14 protein-coding genes and 1 tRNA gene are annotated in these 17,021 nt (G+C 56.5%); 14 read left to right on the forward strand and 1 reads right to left on the reverse strand.

The window, feature by feature from the left end:
• Positions 1-13: 13 nt before the first annotated feature.
• The 13 genes from RBT76_14195 to RBT76_14255 all read left to right on the forward strand — a co-directional run bounded on the left by RBT76_14195 (position 14) and on the right by RBT76_14255 (position 14,301).
• Positions 14-87: transfer RNA gene (locus RBT76_14195), tRNA-Arg, on the forward strand.
• Between the two features lie 190 nt (positions 88-277).
• Positions 278-880 carry a dihydrofolate reductase family protein gene (locus RBT76_14200; protein MDX9858935.1) on the forward strand — a complete coding sequence of 201 codons (603 nt, stop codon included), beginning with the start codon at positions 278-280 and terminating at the stop codon, positions 878-880.
• A gap of 46 nt (positions 881-926) precedes the next feature.
• Positions 927-1,415 carry a VOC family protein gene (locus RBT76_14205; GenBank protein MDX9858936.1) on the forward strand — a complete coding sequence of 163 codons (489 nt, stop codon included), beginning with the start codon at positions 927-929 and terminating at the stop codon, positions 1,413-1,415.
• 413 nt (positions 1,416-1,828) lie between these two features.
• The gene (locus tag RBT76_14210) at positions 1,829-3,214 is read left to right on the forward strand and encodes a hypothetical protein (GenBank protein ID MDX9858937.1); all 1,386 of its coding nucleotides are present in this window, start codon (positions 1,829-1,831) and stop codon (positions 3,212-3,214) included.
• 112 nt (positions 3,215-3,326) lie between these two features.
• On the forward strand, positions 3,327-4,007 hold the full coding sequence (locus RBT76_14215; GenBank protein ID MDX9858938.1) for a tetratricopeptide repeat protein: 681 nt from the start codon (positions 3,327-3,329) through the stop codon (positions 4,005-4,007).
• 20 nt (positions 4,008-4,027) lie between these two features.
• On the forward strand, positions 4,028-6,154 hold the full coding sequence (locus RBT76_14220) for a glycoside hydrolase family 57 protein (protein ID MDX9858939.1): 2,127 nt from the start codon (positions 4,028-4,030) through the stop codon (positions 6,152-6,154).
• 27 nt (positions 6,155-6,181) lie between these two features.
• Entirely contained in the window at positions 6,182-6,601 is a 420-nt protein-coding gene (locus RBT76_14225) for a hypothetical protein (GenBank protein MDX9858940.1), read from the forward strand.
• A gap of 514 nt (positions 6,602-7,115) precedes the next feature.
• A complete protein-coding gene (locus RBT76_14230) occupies positions 7,116-8,060 on the forward strand; it encodes a PorV/PorQ family protein (GenBank protein ID MDX9858941.1) in 945 nt (314 codons plus the stop codon).
• 372 nt (positions 8,061-8,432) lie between these two features.
• Positions 8,433-9,365 carry a sugar transferase gene (locus tag RBT76_14235; protein MDX9858942.1) on the forward strand — a complete coding sequence of 311 codons (933 nt, stop codon included), beginning with the start codon at positions 8,433-8,435 and terminating at the stop codon, positions 9,363-9,365.
• Between the two features lie 156 nt (positions 9,366-9,521).
• Positions 9,522-10,259 (forward strand): PEGA domain-containing protein, encoded by a 738-nt coding sequence (locus RBT76_14240; GenBank protein MDX9858943.1) that lies wholly within the window; start codon positions 9,522-9,524, stop codon positions 10,257-10,259.
• Between the two features lie 14 nt (positions 10,260-10,273).
• Positions 10,274-11,803, forward strand: a complete 1,530-nt coding sequence (locus RBT76_14245) for a fibronectin type III domain-containing protein (GenBank protein ID MDX9858944.1) — start codon at positions 10,274-10,276, stop codon at positions 11,801-11,803.
• A 12-nt stretch (positions 11,804-11,815) separates the two neighbouring features.
• Positions 11,816-12,682, forward strand: a complete 867-nt coding sequence (locus tag RBT76_14250) for a hypothetical protein (protein MDX9858945.1) — start codon at positions 11,816-11,818, stop codon at positions 12,680-12,682.
• 188 nt (positions 12,683-12,870) lie between these two features.
• On the forward strand, positions 12,871-14,301 hold the full coding sequence (locus tag RBT76_14255; GenBank protein ID MDX9858946.1) for a sigma-54 dependent transcriptional regulator: 1,431 nt from the start codon (positions 12,871-12,873) through the stop codon (positions 14,299-14,301).
• Positions 14,302-14,508: 207 nt separating this feature from the next.
• Here RBT76_14255 and RBT76_14260 read toward each other — a convergent pair whose 3' ends face one another.
• Complete coding sequence (locus tag RBT76_14260; protein ID MDX9858947.1) at positions 14,509-16,083, reverse strand: sodium-dependent transporter; 1,575 nt, start codon at positions 16,081-16,083, stop codon at positions 14,509-14,511.
• Between the two features lie 245 nt (positions 16,084-16,328).
• On the opposite strand from RBT76_14260, the gene RBT76_14265 reads away from it, so the two are divergent.
• Positions 16,329-16,970 (forward strand): hypothetical protein, encoded by a 642-nt coding sequence (locus RBT76_14265; protein MDX9858948.1) that lies wholly within the window; start codon positions 16,329-16,331, stop codon positions 16,968-16,970.
• Positions 16,971-17,021 lie beyond the last annotated feature (51 nt).

Raw genomic sequence — 17,021 nt, forward strand, 5'->3', positions numbered from 1 at the left:
CGTGTGCAAATTCGCCCCCGTAGCTCAGTTGGATAGAGCGACGGTTTCCTAAACCGCAGGTCGCAGGTTCGATTCCTGCCGGGGGTATTCCTTCCGGGCGCCCAGGGAGGCGCTGCCGCTCCGAACCAGCGTCGTTCGGGCTCCGCACTGTCTTCGGCATCAGATGGAAAGGAGGGCCTCGTTGAATCTGAAATCGTTTTAGCGACCTCTGCTTCGGCCCCACACTCGTTGAAAACGAGAAGTTGTCACCAAACACCAATAGCCATGAACTAATCACATGAGAAAAATAATCGCCCAAGAATTTGTTACTCTGAACGGAGTGATGCAGGCGCCCGGTGGAACTGAGGAAGATAAGTCCAGTGGCTTCAAGTACGGCGGCTGGACGGCGCCATATTTCTACGAAGCTGACGACGAGGCCGGCGAATTGATGCAAAAATGGTTGAAATCCACGGATCTGCTTCTGGGACGGAAAACATTCGAAATCTTTGCCGCCTACTGGCCAAAACACGCGCACATGTGGCCAGGTATTATGGATGTCAGCAAATACTGCGTCAGCACTACAACAGAGAAATCAGACTGGCAAAACTCAGTGTTCCTGAAAAACGTCGATGACATCAAAAAACTCAAGAAGTCAGGAGAGGCTGATATCCAGGTTATCGGTAGCGGTAACTTGTGTCAATCTCTTCTCCAACACGATCTGATCGATGAACTGCGGCTCATGATATTTCCGATCACACTCGGCACGGGCAAACGTCTGTTTGGCGAAGGCACTATCGCCGCTGCCTTTACTCTTACGGAGAGCCTCGTTTCTTCAAACGGCGTCATTTTCGCCGGTTACAAGCGAGCCGGAGACGTCATGACGGGTACTATCGGAGGTTGAACGCCAGGAGCTTTTCGTCCACACAAGACGTAATGTACTCACGAAAATGAAATCAAGAAAATCCACGTTGCTAAGAATGGACAACGTTGGGATAGCGGTGGAATCCCTCGATGAGGCCATCACTTTTTTCGCCGAACTTGGCCTGAAGTTCGAAGCGCGGGCAATGATCGAAGGAGAGTGGGCCGGGCGTGTCACAGGACTGGGCACCCAGCGTGTCGAGATTGCCGTGATGGTCACTCCCGACAGTCACGGCCGGATCGAACTTTCGCGATATCTCACCCCGCCGGTAATCGCCGACCACCGGAACGCACCCGTAAACTCCCTGGGGTACCTGCGCGTTATGTTCGCCGTCAGTGACATCGATGACACTCTTGGTCGCCTCAAGAAACTTGGAGCGGAACTCATCGGCGAGGTGGTGAACTTCGAGAATAGGAATTTGCTCTGCTATCTCCGTGGCCCTGAAGGGATTATCATAGCGCTGGCCGAACAGCTCGGTGATGAATCGGTAACGGATTTTTTGGAGAACTCCGAATAAAAGCAGCTGCCGCTGGAAGCTCCGTCCGTGCAAGCGAGGGCGCGGCGAAAAAGGGTGTGAGGGGGAAACCCGCCGAACTCAAGTCAGGAAGCGATGCCCCGCCGCCAGCTGGCTGGCAGGCGTCCGCCATCGGCGGCGGTGTGGAGCCGCCGGTATCGGAAAGGGAGTTCGGGCAGTATGAGAGTGGGCGGTATTGTTCAGATAGCTCTCTATCAGGGGCCAGGAGGCGCCGCCGCTCCGGACAGGTGCCGCTCGAGACCTCCAACTTCTTTCCCGTCAAATGGATAGAGCAGTCTAATAATGCCGGAAATCGTTTGACAGGGGGGACGGTCGGGCATATATTCGTTAACTATTTCCTGTGGGAACTTCGTCTATTGTGAAAAGTGCGACTTAGGATATAAGGAGTCTCGAGCATGATGCGGTCTTTGGTCAGGTCTGCCATTCTCGTCTTCGCTCTTGCCGCGACGGGTTTCACCCAAATCTCCTTCGATTTCACCGGCTCCGGTGCACGAGCCAGAGGGATGGGCGGCGCGTTTATCGGCGTTTCTGACGACATTACCGGCGGCACGTGGAATCCTGCCGGATTGTGGGTCCACGAAGGTCCGAAATTCGGTCTGGATTACGGCGCGCTGCTGCCTCGCGGCGAGTCCGAAGTTGGTGCGCTGACGCAAAGTCAGTCCGGGTCATGGAATTCTGTCGGTGCTCTCAGTTTTCTTGCACCGCTGCGAATCCGCGGCCACCAGTTTGTCGCGTCCGTAAGCTACTCGAGTTTGTTCGAGGACTTTAGCGCCGCGTACGCCCGTCGCGACGACACGTACGAACTGCCCGACATGCTCACGCCCGAAGCCTACTACCTGACCGTCGAGCAGGAGGCTCACTGGGATCCCCGCGCGCTTGTCCTGGGCATGGGAACTCGCCTTTCCGAGAAGGTGTCATTTGGCGTCAGCGCCGATATCTATCTCGGAAGCGCCGTGGCCCGTACGGAGAGAATCACCATCGCCGAGAACTTTCCGGACTTCGACTCGCCGCAGACCGCCACTGCGTCTCAGCGCGTGCTCGGACTCGATACCGTCAAGTACTCCGGGTTCGGCCTGACCGGCGGCCTCAAATATACGGGAGAGAAGTATGGTGTTGGCCTCATTGTTCGTGCGCCCTTCACGTTTAAATCAGAGACCGATTCCAAGATCTTCACAAATGTGAAGTACGCCGGGCTCGATCAACCCGACCAGTCCGATACGACGTTCGTCGACGACCAGTTGGTCAAGTATGACCTCCCGCTCATGTTCGGTGTCGGTGTGAGCTACCAGTTGACCGAGAGACTGATGTGGGCATTGGACGCTGAGTATCGCGGCTTCGAAGGGCGTGATGCCGAAGTGCGCGTCTCTCGTAACCTGTCGGAGGACACCGAAACTTACGAGAAGGTCGAAACCGAGTGGCGTAACGTCTTTACCGTCAGGACCGGTGCGGAGTACATGTGGGAGACGGGCAAGTCAGCCTTCCCGCTGGTGCCGCTACGCGCAGGATTTGCTTACGTGCCGATCCCGAGTCCCGACATAGCGCTGGATGCGATGGACGCAGAACCGACCTATTCGTCCGCCGCCGGATACCGATTCTCGGCCGGCTTCGGCCTGTGGTGGGAACAGATCAACCTTGATTTCGCCTACAGCCTGAGCGTTCTCGACCGTGAGTCGTATTTCGCGCTGGGCGACCTGGGACTCAACGAAGATTTCGTTCCGGTTCCGGTCGAGGCGCGTGATCGGAGCCACAGCCTGAGTGTTACGTTCACCGGTCATTTTTAGCGAATTTCGGCGGGGCTGGACAATTCCGGCTCCGCTGCCCTTATCCCTGTGTACCAAGAAAGCGGTAAAGCCGATACCTGTAACGATCGGCTTTTCTACGGAGTAATGGCAGATGCAGAGCAAAGTCAAACTGAGCAAACGTCAGATCAAAGAAGATAAGTTCACCAGCTTCATGCTGAACGCCAAGGATCGGTTCCTTGAGAACTGGCAGTACTGGGTGATCAGCGCGGTTGTCGTGGCCCTGGTGGTTGTGGCGGTATCGTATTACGCAACCTCTCAGTCAAACAAGGAACGGGAAGCCAGCGCCCGATATTCGACTGCAGTTTTGGAGTTCCGGAACGGTCAGTCGGACATCGCGATTCTGAGCCTTCAGCAGGTAGTCGACAACTACGGTTCGACCACTATCGCCGAACAGGCCCGCTTCATGCTCGGAACGATCAATTTCGAAGAGAGAAACTACGCCGAGGCAATCACGCACTTCGAGAAGTACCTCGAGCGCTTCAAAAACAACAAGCTCAATCGGGCCGGGGCCCATGCCGGTCTGGCGGCCTGCTATGAGAACCAGGGCGACTACGAGCAGGCAGCCGCCAACTTCGAAGAGGCGGTCAACGTCTATGCGGACGGACCACTGGCCGGCGACTATATGGTCGGCGCCATGCGTTGCTATCTCTATCTCGGCAACGTCGAAAAAGCCCGTGGCTTCCGCGATCGCATAGCCGATGAGTTCCCGCAAACAGAACTGGCCAATCGCGCCGAGCGGCTCTTCACCGAGATGAGCGCGGCGGCAGGGTAAGACAGCCGAGTCGCTATCTCGTGGGTGACCGCACCGCCATACGCGTCGCAATTCTCTGGCACATGCACCAGCCGGACTATCGTGAGCCGGGTTCGAACCGGCTTTCGATGCCGTGGGTGCGATTCCACGCGCTCAAAGATTACCTCGACATGCCGCTGCGCGCCGCGGCCCACGCCGGCACGACAGTCACCTTCAATCTCGTACCGTCTCTGCTCGACCAGATCGAGTTTTACGTGAACGGCGGGCTCGACCGCCATCTCGAACTCAGCCGTATTCCCGCCGACCATCTCACCGATGCCGACAAGATGGAGATCCTCGACACGTTTTTCTCGGCGCACCTCAAGCACATGGTCGAGCCGTACGAACGATACCGGGAGCTGCACCAGAAGTATACCGTCTCGCTTGCCCGCAAAGAACTGCTGCCCGCTTTATTCTCGACGGCCGAGATGCTCGACCTGCAGGTCTGGTCGAACCTCGCCTGGATCGATCCAATGTTTCGCAGGGAGGAGCCGATCGGGCGACTGTTCGCCCAGGGGCGGTACTACAACGAAGAAGACAAGCAGGCGCTTCTGGACTGGCAGATTGTACTGCTCCGTCGCATCATCCCGACCTATCGCGACCTCTATCAGCAGGGCAAAATCGATCTGTCCTTCACGCCCTACTACCATCCTATCCTGCCGCTGTTGTGCGACACCGATGTCGCTCGAGAGGCGCTGCCTGGCATCCATTTGCCCCAGCAGCGATTTGTGCATCCCGAAGATGCCGAGGCGCAAGTTAGAATGGCCGCCGGGCGGTTTCGCGAGCTGTTCGACCGGCCGCTGACGGGCATGTGGCCTTCAGAGGGATCGGTTTCCGAACAAGCGCTGGCCATCATTGCGCAGCAGGGCATTCGATGGGCGGCCAGTGACGAAGAGATTCTGTTTCAGTCTCTGATGAAGTCCGGCCTGGATCGAAGTTCTCATCCTCTCCACGCCGTCTACGAATACAACGGACTCAAACTGTGCTTCCGCGACCACACCCTATCGGACAAGATCGGGTTTGTCTACTCCGGGTGGTCGGCGGCGGAAGCGGTTCGCGATTTTATCGGCCACATCCACCAGCTTCGCTCGCTCTATGCTGATCGACTCGACCGGACCGTTGTTCCCGTCATCCTCGACGGTGAAAACGCCTGGGAGTACTTTCCCGATGACGGGTCGGAATTTCTCGATCTGCTATACCGTGAATTGGCCGCCGATGAGTTCATTAAAACAGTCGGTTACTCCGAAGCCGCAACGCTGCCCTCCGAAAAGCTGCACGCGGTATTCGCCGGGTCATGGATCAACCACAACTTCCGCATCTGGATCGGTCACTCGGAGGACAACCTCGCCTGGGACCTGCTGTCGCGAACACGGGACATGCTTCGGCGTCGCGAACAGGCCGAGCCGCCGCTGGACGAGTCTGTCCGGCGTGACTGTTGGAATCAGATATACATCGCCGAAGGCTCCGACTGGTGCTGGTGGTACGGTGATGAGCATCGCGGGCTGCACAACAAGCAGTTCGACCGGACTTTTCGTCGCCACCTGATGCGCGTCTACGAGCTGGTCGACCAACCGCCGCCCGTTGAATTGCTCCAACCTATTCATGGGGAAACTGCTGCGTCGTATACCTCGATGCCCGACGATATCCTCACCGCACAAATCGACGGTCGCATCACCCATTTCTACGAGTGGACCGGCGCGGGATACTTCGATTGCCTTAAGGCAGGCGGCGCAATGCACCGCGTCGAACGTTATCTTGCGGGAATCCACTTCGCCTATGACCACAATCGCTTCTATATTCGGCTTGACTTCCACGATAGAAAAGGACTAGACTTGATTGACGCGCCGGTGGTGGAAGTCGCATGCTTCACACCATCGCCGCGAGTGATTCGATTAGAAACGGGCACGGACAGGCGGTCCGGCGACTCGCCGGACCACTACCAATGGGCTCTCGGGGAAATTCTGGAACTCGGCATTGAGCGCGGTTTCCTCTGGCCCGAGCAATTCGGACCGCTCAGCTTTACCGTATCGCTGATCGATCAGAAGCGACGTCTGGAAACATGGCCGGAGAATGACCCGATCCACATCGATATCCCGGAGCGTAATTCCGAGATCTTCTGGCCATCGTAGCGCGGCTGACCCGGCCACGGAGGCAAAATGACCGATTCTTTTTTCGACAATGATCCGCAGCAAAAGCCGAAGGGCGATATTCCCGAACTCAACGGTCGTGGGCAGGAGCGGCAGTCTGCCGGTCCCGACGAGGATCATTCTGAATTGCGCACCGATGAGGGTCGGCTTGCAGCCATCATGTCCTACATTCCGTTGCTGTGCTTCATTCCGTTGCTGAGTATGAAAGAGAACCCCGAAGCGCGCTTCCACGCCCGTCAGGGCATCGTGCTGTTCATCATAGAGCTAGTGGCTGTCCTGTTCCTGCTGCCGGGCGTATCGAGCCTTGTGTTCCGGGTGGTTCTCATCGGCGCCGCGGGCCTCGCCATAGCCGGTATTTACTTCGCCCTGCAAGGGAAGAACTACAAGTTGCCGGTGGTTGGTGACCTGGCGGAAAAGACCAAGCTTTGATTTGACAGGAATGCAGTGAGGGGAAATCTTTATCCGCTTGACAGCTGCTGACCATGCCCGCTCTGGAAAATATTTCCCAAAACGCCATTGTTTTTGTTGACTTGCTAAGGGGATAACTGTACCTATCCGATCAGATTTTTGTGGGGCTATTCCCACAGGTGACGGAGGTGAGTGATCAAATAGCGGGCATATGCCAGATGCCTGTTCAGGATCTGAATACCGGTTACAAGCGCATGCCAGACGCTCGGTTACGGCGACTGAACGGGATGTCCCGCACAACAGTGTTCACTCGCTGGTCAAACTGCAGAAACATTTGAGGAGACCCCGCCACGCGCGCGCAGCCCGCGCCCGTCGGGCGACTCCACGGAAGGAGTGCGAACCCATTGACCAGTAAGTTTTTACGCGGTAGCTCCAACCTCACTTCAGCTTCCCTCTGCAATCGTTATTACGGCCAACGGTCCGGCATCGGCGTTGCCCTTTCTAATGCCAGACAGCTACAGAAAGGGAAACGATAATGGCTAGACGAACCGTAGACAGGATTATACTCGGCTGGGTCATCCTGCTGATTATAGCGGCTCTCATCGGCGATGTAACGCTGGCAGCCTCTGACGGTGGCCGCACCGCGGCAGACTTCTTACAGATCGGAGTCGGAGCTCGCGCTGCCGGCATGGGCGGCGCATACACCGCTCTCTCCGAGGGGTCTGAAGCATCCTACTGGAACCCCGCCGGCATGGCTGGCCTGCAAGGCTATGAAGTGTCGTTTTCGCACTTCGCCTGGTATCAGGATGTAACCCTCGAGCAGGGTGCATTTGCCTTCGCGCTCAACGAGCGGACCACTCTGGCCGCCTCCATCATCTATCTGAATTACGGCGACATCAATGGATATGACGCCTCCGACAACCCCATCGGCGAAATCACTGCCTATGACTGGGCCGGTGGAGTCTCCCTGGGCTATCAGGTCAACGATGACCTGAGCGTTGGCGCCACAGGCAAGTACATCAATCAGAAGTTCGATGACATCTCGGGTTCTGCGTTTGCCGTCGATCTTGGGGCACGCTACCAGATCGGCCGCTGGACCATCGCTGCCATGGCGGGAAACCTCGGGTCGGCGATGACATTCGACTCGGAAAAGGAGGACCTTCCGTCAACGCTCCGCGTTGGTGTTGCCGTCACCGAGTTGATTGGCGGGCTCCGCGCCGCCGTTGAATACGACAACCGTTTCAACGGGGCAAGTGTCCTGCATAATGGGTTGGAAATGATGTTCTACGACCGCTACTTCCTGCGCACCGGCTACGATGTCGATCTCGATGGTGAGGACCACTCCTTTGACGACGGTATGTCGTTTGGGGCCGGCGTTCGATTTGGCGTAGCCGAGATCAACTACGCCTACTCCCTGAAGGATCAGTACTCCTCAGAGGATTTGCATCGCTTTTCGATGCTCTTTCACATGGGCAATTAAGCCATTTCGGATATCCGGTCAGCGATGATCGGAACTCTTCAAAAACCGACCTATTTAGGTCGGTTTTTTCTTATTGTCGAATTGTGACTTACGCACAAGTGCGCACCGCACTGCACTCGAACGTGCATATGTTGCGTGATTATGCATATCCGCGGCGTTTGGCATACTGAACAAGGGCGCAATGTCCGAATATCTACTCCTTTTTATCCTGTGTAACCTATTGTTTAACAATCCGTTGCCGATGCCTACGTGATGCCTTTCGGGCGTCTGAAATTGGATCAAGACGGCGGGAAGGTTGGCAATGCATTTGCTTCTCACATCCCAGAACGAAACGGACGCGTTTTTAGGTAACCATCTCACATTGACAGGATAATGGAACAGAACAACAACCAGCTCAATTACTCCGGCGAGCAAACACTCACCCTGAACCGCCGCAACGTCTCCTACGGATACGCGACCGTGCGAGAGGCCGTAGTGCCGCGCTCCGTCGCGCCGTCGTACGCGCCTGACGTCGCTTTCAAAAGCCGGTTTCTCCTCGCCGAAGTACTTGGATTGTTGTTTGTCGCTTTCTCGACCATGTATATATTCGGGCTGCCGTCAGTGCTGACCAAGCCGGGCCAGTTCAAGCTCATGATACAGAAAGCGGTGAAACGGACATACGATATTGTCGGGGCCACGGTCGGTCTGCTGCTGTGCCTGCCGATACTGGTTTTCGTGCCGATTTTCATCAAGCTGGATTCGCGCGGACCTGTCTTTTACACTCAGATGCGGATAGGCATTAATCGTCGTCGTACCGAACGCCGTTATCACCAGAAGACCGACATCGACAACCGTCGCTCCAACGATCGCCGCAAGGAAGACCTTTTGGGCAAGCCATTCCGTGTAATCAAGTTTCGCACCATGGTCCAGAATGCCGAGACGAAGAGCGGCCCTGTGTGGGCGACCAAGGACGATCCCCGGATCACTCGGTTGGGCAAGTTCCTGCGGAAGACCCGAATCGACGAGATTCCGCAGTTCATAAACGTCCTGAAAGGCGATATGGCACTGGTCGGTCCTCGTCCGGAGCGCCCCACCTTCGTCAAAGACCTCGCGACGAAGATTGAGGGGTACGAAGAGCGCCTTCGCGTGAAGCCGGGTATCACCGGTCTGGCGCAAGTCGAGTCCGGCTACGATTGTGACATCGATTCGGTGAAGGACAAGGTCAACTACGACGTGACTTACATTCGCACCATGTCGTTGTGGTCGGATATCAAGATCATGGCCAGGACGGTTGTGGTGGTGTTCACGGGCAGAGGGGCGTGCTGAGTTACGTGAACGCTTGAAAGCAATGAGCCAATTTCCGAGAGCCGCTTCGCGCGGCTCTTCTTTTTTCGCAGAAATTCAACTTGTATCGGCTATGCGATTGATCTACATTTCCGATACTCTTTTTAAGCAGTCACGTAACCGACATACAAAGGGGATATGTTGTTAAAACGGATTTTGGCGACAGTCCTGTTCTGCTCGCTTCCCGGTTTGGTGGCGCACGCGCAGACCACGACCGGGTCCGTCACGGTTGAATCAGACCCCGGCGGCGCAGAAGTCGTGCTCAAGGGGGATGCCACCGTTGCCGGCGTTACTCCCACGACGTTCCGCCAGATGCTGATTGGTCGATACGACGTGACCGTGAAAAAGCGGGGATACGAAACGTATCGCACGGATGTCGTGCTCGACCCGGCCCGACCGACGCGCCTTGATATCCGGTTGTCGCCCAAGACCCGGCTCAAAGCGGCGGTCCGATCCATGTTTGTACCCGGATGGGGGCAGCGCTACGGCGATCAGAAGGGAAAGGCCTGGCTGTTTCATGTCCTCGGCGCCGGGTCCATCGCCGCATATCTGATTGCCGATCACAATTTCGATATTAAGTACGAAAAGTACGAACGACGACTCGATGAATTCGACGCCGCCGTCGCGGACGGCGCCTCGCGTGAGGAACTCGATAGGCGACTCGATGCGCTATCGGACGCGCAGGACGAGGCCTTCGATTACGAAGACTATCGACGGATCACGATCGGGGCCGCCATCGGCGTGTGGGGATTGTCGGTCCTCGACGCACTGCTGTTTTCTCCCGGTGATCGAACTGCCTTCTCGGTTGAAGGCGTCGACATTCAGCCCGCAGCCGATCTGGATCAGGTCGGTTTGACCCTGTCATACTCGTTTTGAGGCGGAGAAGTGTGATGACTCGTACAGCCGTCATTGCAGGCGCCATTGTCGCCCTGACACTGCTCATTTCATGTGACCGTTATATCGATTCACGGGATCCGGTTCGCTCTTTGCCCGATGCGCCTCCCGTGCCCACTAATGTTCTCGCGCAATTGAACAGCCGGTCGGTGACGCTCAGTTGGGATATTGATAATCCGGCAGCGGTCAGTCGGTATCGTGTTTATCTGGCGACGGACACGGTCCAGGGCTTTACCGTGAAGGACTCGACTGCGCAGACGTCAATCGTGATTGAGGGACTTGCACTTAACCGTGAGTACTTCTTCGAAGTCGCCGCTGTCGACGGGAACGGCTATGAAGGCCCCCGGTCGGCTACTGTCTCGGCCGTCACGGCGTTGTTGTCGCTTACCATAAACAACAATGCCCGATACACCAATTCGCGAAACGTGCAGGTACAACTGATTGCGAACAGCGCCGCCACACATGTGTACCTGTCGGAGGATTCGACGTTTGCCGATGCGGTCGCCCAGACGTTTTCAGCTCAGCGAGGCTTTGAGTTGAGTCCCGGCGATGGCACCAAAATCGTCTTCGGTCGTTATATCTTCCTCGATGGTTCCGAATCGCAGCAGCCATTGTCCGATTCGATCATCCTCGATACACGTGCACGCATCGATTCGGCCTGGTACCTTCCCGGTGGGGGAGGAACCTTCACGGCCGGTGACACAATTACGTTTTTTGTCGATGCCGCCGAAGTTGACGGGGAAGCCCAGGTCGTTCTCAGCGGAATCGACCCGGTGCGGCTGTTTGACGACGGTACGAACGGCGATGTGGCTGCGGGTGACGGCATTTATTCGGCCGAGTGGGTGGTGCCCGGTGATGTTACACTGAACAACGGATCGGTGGTGGGTGAGTTTACGGATGCCGCCGGCAATGAAGCCGATTTTCTGTCCGATGTCACGTTGACAATATTCAGCGCGCCGTTGCCGGTCCAGTTGACTCTGGTCGAGCCGGTCTCGAGTTACCAAATGTCCCTCACCTGGAGTCAGGCCGCGTCAGCGGACTTTGCCAGCTACCGCATCTACCGGTCGTCAAGTGCCACCGTCAGCGACGCTGACCTGTTAGTTGCAACGATCACGAACCGTTCGACGGTGTCGTATACCGATACGACAGTTGCGGCGAGCACGACGTATTACTACCGCGTTTACGTCCGTAACAGCCTCGGAATGACCGCTGCCTCCAACACGGCCAGCGCGACCACTCTCGCCAATACGGCGCCCGCGGCTGTGGTGCTGGCAGGTGCGCTGTCCGATGCCACCACGGTCAGGCTGACTTGGACGCAAAATGCCGACGCCGACTTCCAATCGTACCGGATTTATCGGGGGAATTCATCCGGCGTCAGCAGCTCTGACGAGTTGATCGACATTATCACTTCCCGGACCTCGATTTCCGCCACGTTCGGTCTGACCACCAACCGCTGGTACCGGGTGTACGTGTTCGACAAACAGGGTCTTTCCACAGGATCCAACGCTATCCAGATTACGGATTGATCGGGCCGGACTATGACCGTTCTGCGGAATCTGAACCATTTCATTACCCTGTTTCTGGAGACTTTTCGCCAGTTCGGTCGGTGGCGCATTTGGAGCCTCCTGGCGGCCTATTTCGCCATACAATGGATCATCCTCTACGCCCATTATGATTTCCTCTCTCCGGCCTTCTATGGACTCGTGCAGGCCTGGCTGGGACTGGCCCAGGCCCTCGGGCTGATCACCGGACAGGAACGAACCGTTTTCGGTCATTACCCGGGGCAGTTTCTGGTGCTGCCGACCATATTCGGGTGGGCACGCACGCTGCTCGGCGTGATAGTAGAAGGGCTGGTGCTCGGAATGGTTGCAAGCATGTTCCGCAACATCCATCTGCGCAGCGCCCGAGAACCGGAACTCGCCCTCTCTTCGGTCGTCAAGCTGTGGCTGCATCTCGCGGTCATTTGGGTAGTCATCAACGGCATAATCCTTGTCCTTAACCTGTTTGTTCCCGAGCTGTTGAAGGCCTGGATGATCGGTTCCCCCCGTCGGCAGCAGGTGATTGAGTTCATTATCATGCCGGGGCTGCATTCTCTCACTCTGGGCCTGTTGTTTTTCGCTATACCATCGGTCGTGCTCTATCGCGAGGATGCGGTACGTAGTATGGGCCGATCTGTTCGGCTGTTTCTGCGCCGGCCGTTCACCTCCTTTTTCCTCGCCGTGGCCGTCCTGTTTCTGCCGATTCTGGTGGCGTCGATCGCCACCCGAAGTCAGGATATAATCGCCAAGTTTCGGCCCGAGTTGGTCTTTTGGGTCTTGTCCGCCGGCTTGGTGCTGGAGATGATCGCGTATTTCTTCTGGATGGGTACCTCCACCAGGTATCTGTACGACCTTGTCGACGAATAGTCGGTCTTCCCGAACAGCTCCCGCCAGGATTGTCAGGTCACCGTCTCTCGCGCCTCGGTTGCACCCGTGATCCGCCGGTTCCATGCCCCGTCAACCGTTTCCCTGCTTAATTTGCGAACACTTTACCCCTATACCTTTCGCCGAATCCGCCGATAAAAAACAGTGTACCATCAGGGACACTGCGAGTAATGAAAAACATACTGCTGGTTGACGACGACAGAGAGGTATCGCAATCACTGGCGAACCTGTTCGATCCCGAGAAGTTCACGTTCGAGTTTCTCGAGGACGGGGCCGACGTTTCCCACTTTCTTTCGGAGACGGAAAACATCGACCTCGTAATGCTTGATGTAAACCTCCCGACTCTTTCGGGGCTCGACGTGCTCAAGCAGATCAAACAGATCGACGGCGATATCCCCGTGATTATGATCTCGGGGTTCGTATCGACCGAGAACGCGATTGAGGCGATGCGGGAAGGGGCCTACGAGTATCTGACCAAGCCGTTTCAGATCGAGAAACTGATCGACACGGTCAATAAGGCCTGTGGTTTCCATTCTCATCTTCGCCCTCAGCAAGTCCCGGTCGCGGAGCCGGGCAGGGTAGAGGGGCTCGACGAGATTGTCGGCCGCTCGCCGGAGATTGTCGAAATCGCCAAACTGATCGGCCAGGTCGCCAAGACCGACGCCGCTGTACTGATATTCGGCGAGTCCGGCACCGGCAAGGAATTGGTGGCTCGCGCCATACACCGCAATTCCAAGCGAAAGAACAACGCGTTTTTGTCCGTCAACTGCGCCGCGCTGACCGAGACTTTGTTGGAGTCCGAGCTGTTCGGGCACGAAAAGGGCGCCTTCACCGGCGCATATTACAAGCGGATCGGAAAATTCGAGCAGGCCGACGCCGGTACGCTGTTTCTCGATGAAATCGGCGATATGAGCATGCTGACGCAGTCCAAACTGCTGCGCGTTCTGCAGGAAAAGCAGTTCGAGCGAGTCGGCGGCAACGAATCGATCAATGTCGACGTCCGAATAATCGCCGCTACCAACAAATCGCTGGTTCAGTGTATGAAAGACGGCTCCTTCCGTGTGGACTTGTTCTACCGCCTGAAGGTTGTGTCCGTTTACATACCACCGCTGCGCGATCGCCGCTCCGATATACCGTTGCTCATCGACTACTTCATGAACAAGTTTTCCGCGCAGCTGGGCGTTCCGGTCAAGCAGGTTTCCAAGAAGGCCATGCAGGCGCTGGGCCGATACCACTGGCCGGGCAATGTTCGCGAACTCGATAACAACGTCCACACCGCGATGGTGATGTCGAAAAACGAGGCGCTCCAGCCGGAAGACTTCCCGTCACTGGCCGAAGAAAGCCCCCGCGTCGAACTCGATTTGTCGGAGTTGCAGGAAGACTATTTCGAAACCTTCAAGAAGATCGTGGATCCCATAATGCCGCGCCTCATCGGTAACTCGCCGGGGCAGATATACCACTTCCTGAATTCGGCGCTGGAGCGGGCCATCATCTCGTCGTGCTTGAAACACTTCGACGGGAACCAGGTCAAGACCTCGGAAACACTCGGGATTTCGCGCAATACGCTACGCGATCGTATCGCCAAATACTCTATCTATTGATTGCCACGCACACCTGCAAATACGAAGGCCGGCCGCGGATCATTCCGCCGCCGGCCTTGCCATTTTGCGACACCGGGCACTATCGCCCCCTTGACTACTTGTCGTCCTCCGCTTGTGGCTTGCAGGTGATCGTACGCACGTAGGTGAACACCATGAGCGACAGAATCACTCCCCAGCTTATCAGCATGAATATCCAGCCGCCGGTGGTCATATATTCGCTCCTTTCTGCGTCGTACGGTCGCCTTCAGGACGCCGTCTCCACGCGACCCAGACGAGTACGGCAATCGTGGCGATCAATGCGAGAAGAATCAGGCGGATACCCAACACATACGGGACATTTTGATCGGGCACTCCGTCCATTGTGATGACCGCCCACCAGTCCGTCGCCAGCCACCAGATCAGCATGGCGATTAGCAGGGTCGGGGACACGTATTTGATGATATAGCGGAATATTCGTGGAACGCGCATCCGGCAGCCGCAGTGCAGTTCATCCCAGGCCTTGTCGATTCCGAATACCCATGCCAGCAGGATTAACTCGAATAGTGCCCCGATAACGATAATAAACGTACCGCCCCAGAAATTCAGTTCGTCGAGCACCCCGCGATGAAGAAACCAGACCGCGGGTTGACACAGGACGAAGGCAGCCACGCCGAAAATGCGCACTGCCTTCTGGCGGGAGAGGTTGAATTCATCTTCCAGGAAGGCTACGGTCGGTTGCGCGACCGAAATAGACGAGGTTATTCCGGCCAGGAAGAGGATGAAAAACCACAGGAATCCCCAGAAGGCGCCACCCGGAATTCCGGCGAAGATCTGTGGCATTGCCAGAAACCCGAGATCAAACGATCCGAGGTTGTTCGCGTTCATGAGAAAGTCCTGACCAAAGAAGACGAATGCCGCCGGGATGACAATCGATCCCCCCAATACAACTTCGGCGAATTCATTGGTTGTTGCCGCCGTCAGACCCGACAAGGCAATGTCGTCGTTGCGGGTGAGGTAGCTTGAATACGTCAGGATAACACCCATCCCGACCGAGAGCGTGAAGAAGACCTGTCCGGCGGCGGCCAGCCAGACCGATGGTTTACCGAGTGCCGAGAGGTCCGGGTTCCACAAAAAGCCGAGGCCGCCGATCGAATCCCGACCGTCAGCCGCACCGACTGGAGCGTCGAGCGTCAAGACCCGGATCGCCAGCACCACCGCCATGATAAACAGCGCTGGCAGCGCAATATTGCACAGCCTCTCCACGCCACCGCGAATACCGGAATACGTGACCGCCAGGTTCAGTACAAGCGTGATCAGGAAAAAGACGATGCCGGGGACTGATCCGGAGAAGAAACCACTGTCACTCACGCCCTGATACCACTGAAGAAACTGGATGTACCCGTCGGGCGACGAAAAGTGAAGCTTGCCCGCAAGAGAGTAGTAAGCGAATGCCAGACACCACGACTCCAGATACACATAGAACATGTAGATCACAAACGGTCCGAAAATGCCCATGACCCCGAAATATTTCACGAATCGGTTCTTCCTGTACATGCTATGGAAGATGCCCGGCGCCGACGAGTGGCCGAAGCCGCCGCCGAATCGTCCCGCCGTCCATTCGGCCCACATGAGGGGGACGCCGATCAGGACCAGAGCGACGAAGTAAGGAATCATAAACGCGCCGCCGCCGTTTTGCGCCGCCTCGGACGGAAAACGAAGAAAGTTTCCCAGACCCACCGCGGAGCCGGCGACCGCCAGGATAATACCCAGGCGCGACCCCCAGCGCTCTCTTGTTTTTGTCATTGATGCGACTCCTCAATAAACACGGACGATTCATATCTTTGGGAACGAACCCCGGCATTGCCGGGTACAATTGCACGTCCGATCCCGAGGTCCATGAATGCCAACACGATCAAAGGATGCATCGAGGAGTGAACGTGTCAACAATTAATAGAGTGATGGCTTTTTTAGGTTGACACGTCTGTCGGGGCAGGATACTTTCTGCGCACCACTCGAAAAACAGAAACGGACAATAAGGATCTACTTGCATGAAAAAGATAATTGCTACTGCCATAGCACTAGTCTTCATCGGTACGAGCGGCGGCTACTCCATCGATGCGGCCGGCTCGGCCTTCGGCAATTTGTCGACCGCGCAGCCGGTCGGGGCCGGAAAGGCCAACTTCATGGGCGGTGTCGGTATAGCTGATGCTACGTCATTCTTCGGAGCGCTGACCTACGGGTTGTCCACGTACATGGACGGCCGGCTAAAGCTTGGCCTCATCGATGCTGACGGTGCAGATACGAAATTCACGATTGGCGCTGATATGAAGTGGCAGATCTGGAACTATCAGCCCAACGGCAAATACCCCTTCGATATGGCTATCGGCGGCCTGTTCGAGTATGTCGACTACGACGCGGTATCGGTGCTGCAGCTTGGCACCTTCGCGCTCGGCTCCTATCCCGTCGCCCTGAGATCGGGGGGGACGCTAAGCCCGTATGCACGGGTCGGAATTCGCCTGGAAAGCATCAGCGTTGATTTGCCGGTAGGTGACGACAGTGACTCCAATCTTGAATTCGGGTTCCACGGCGGAGTTTCGTGGGCACCGAGCAAAGCAACCACCTTGTACGGCGAGTTCCAGCTCGACGGCAACGACGGTGTCTTTTTCGGTATTGACTTCAACGTTATGTGAGAACAACCGGAGAAAATTGTATTGGCCCCGCCTGCGGCGGGGCCTTCTTGT

This window comes from Candidatus Zixiibacteriota bacterium, assembly GCA_034003725.1.
In the GTDB taxonomy this organism is placed as follows: Bacteria; Zixibacteria; MSB-5A5; order GN15; family FEB-12; genus WJMS01.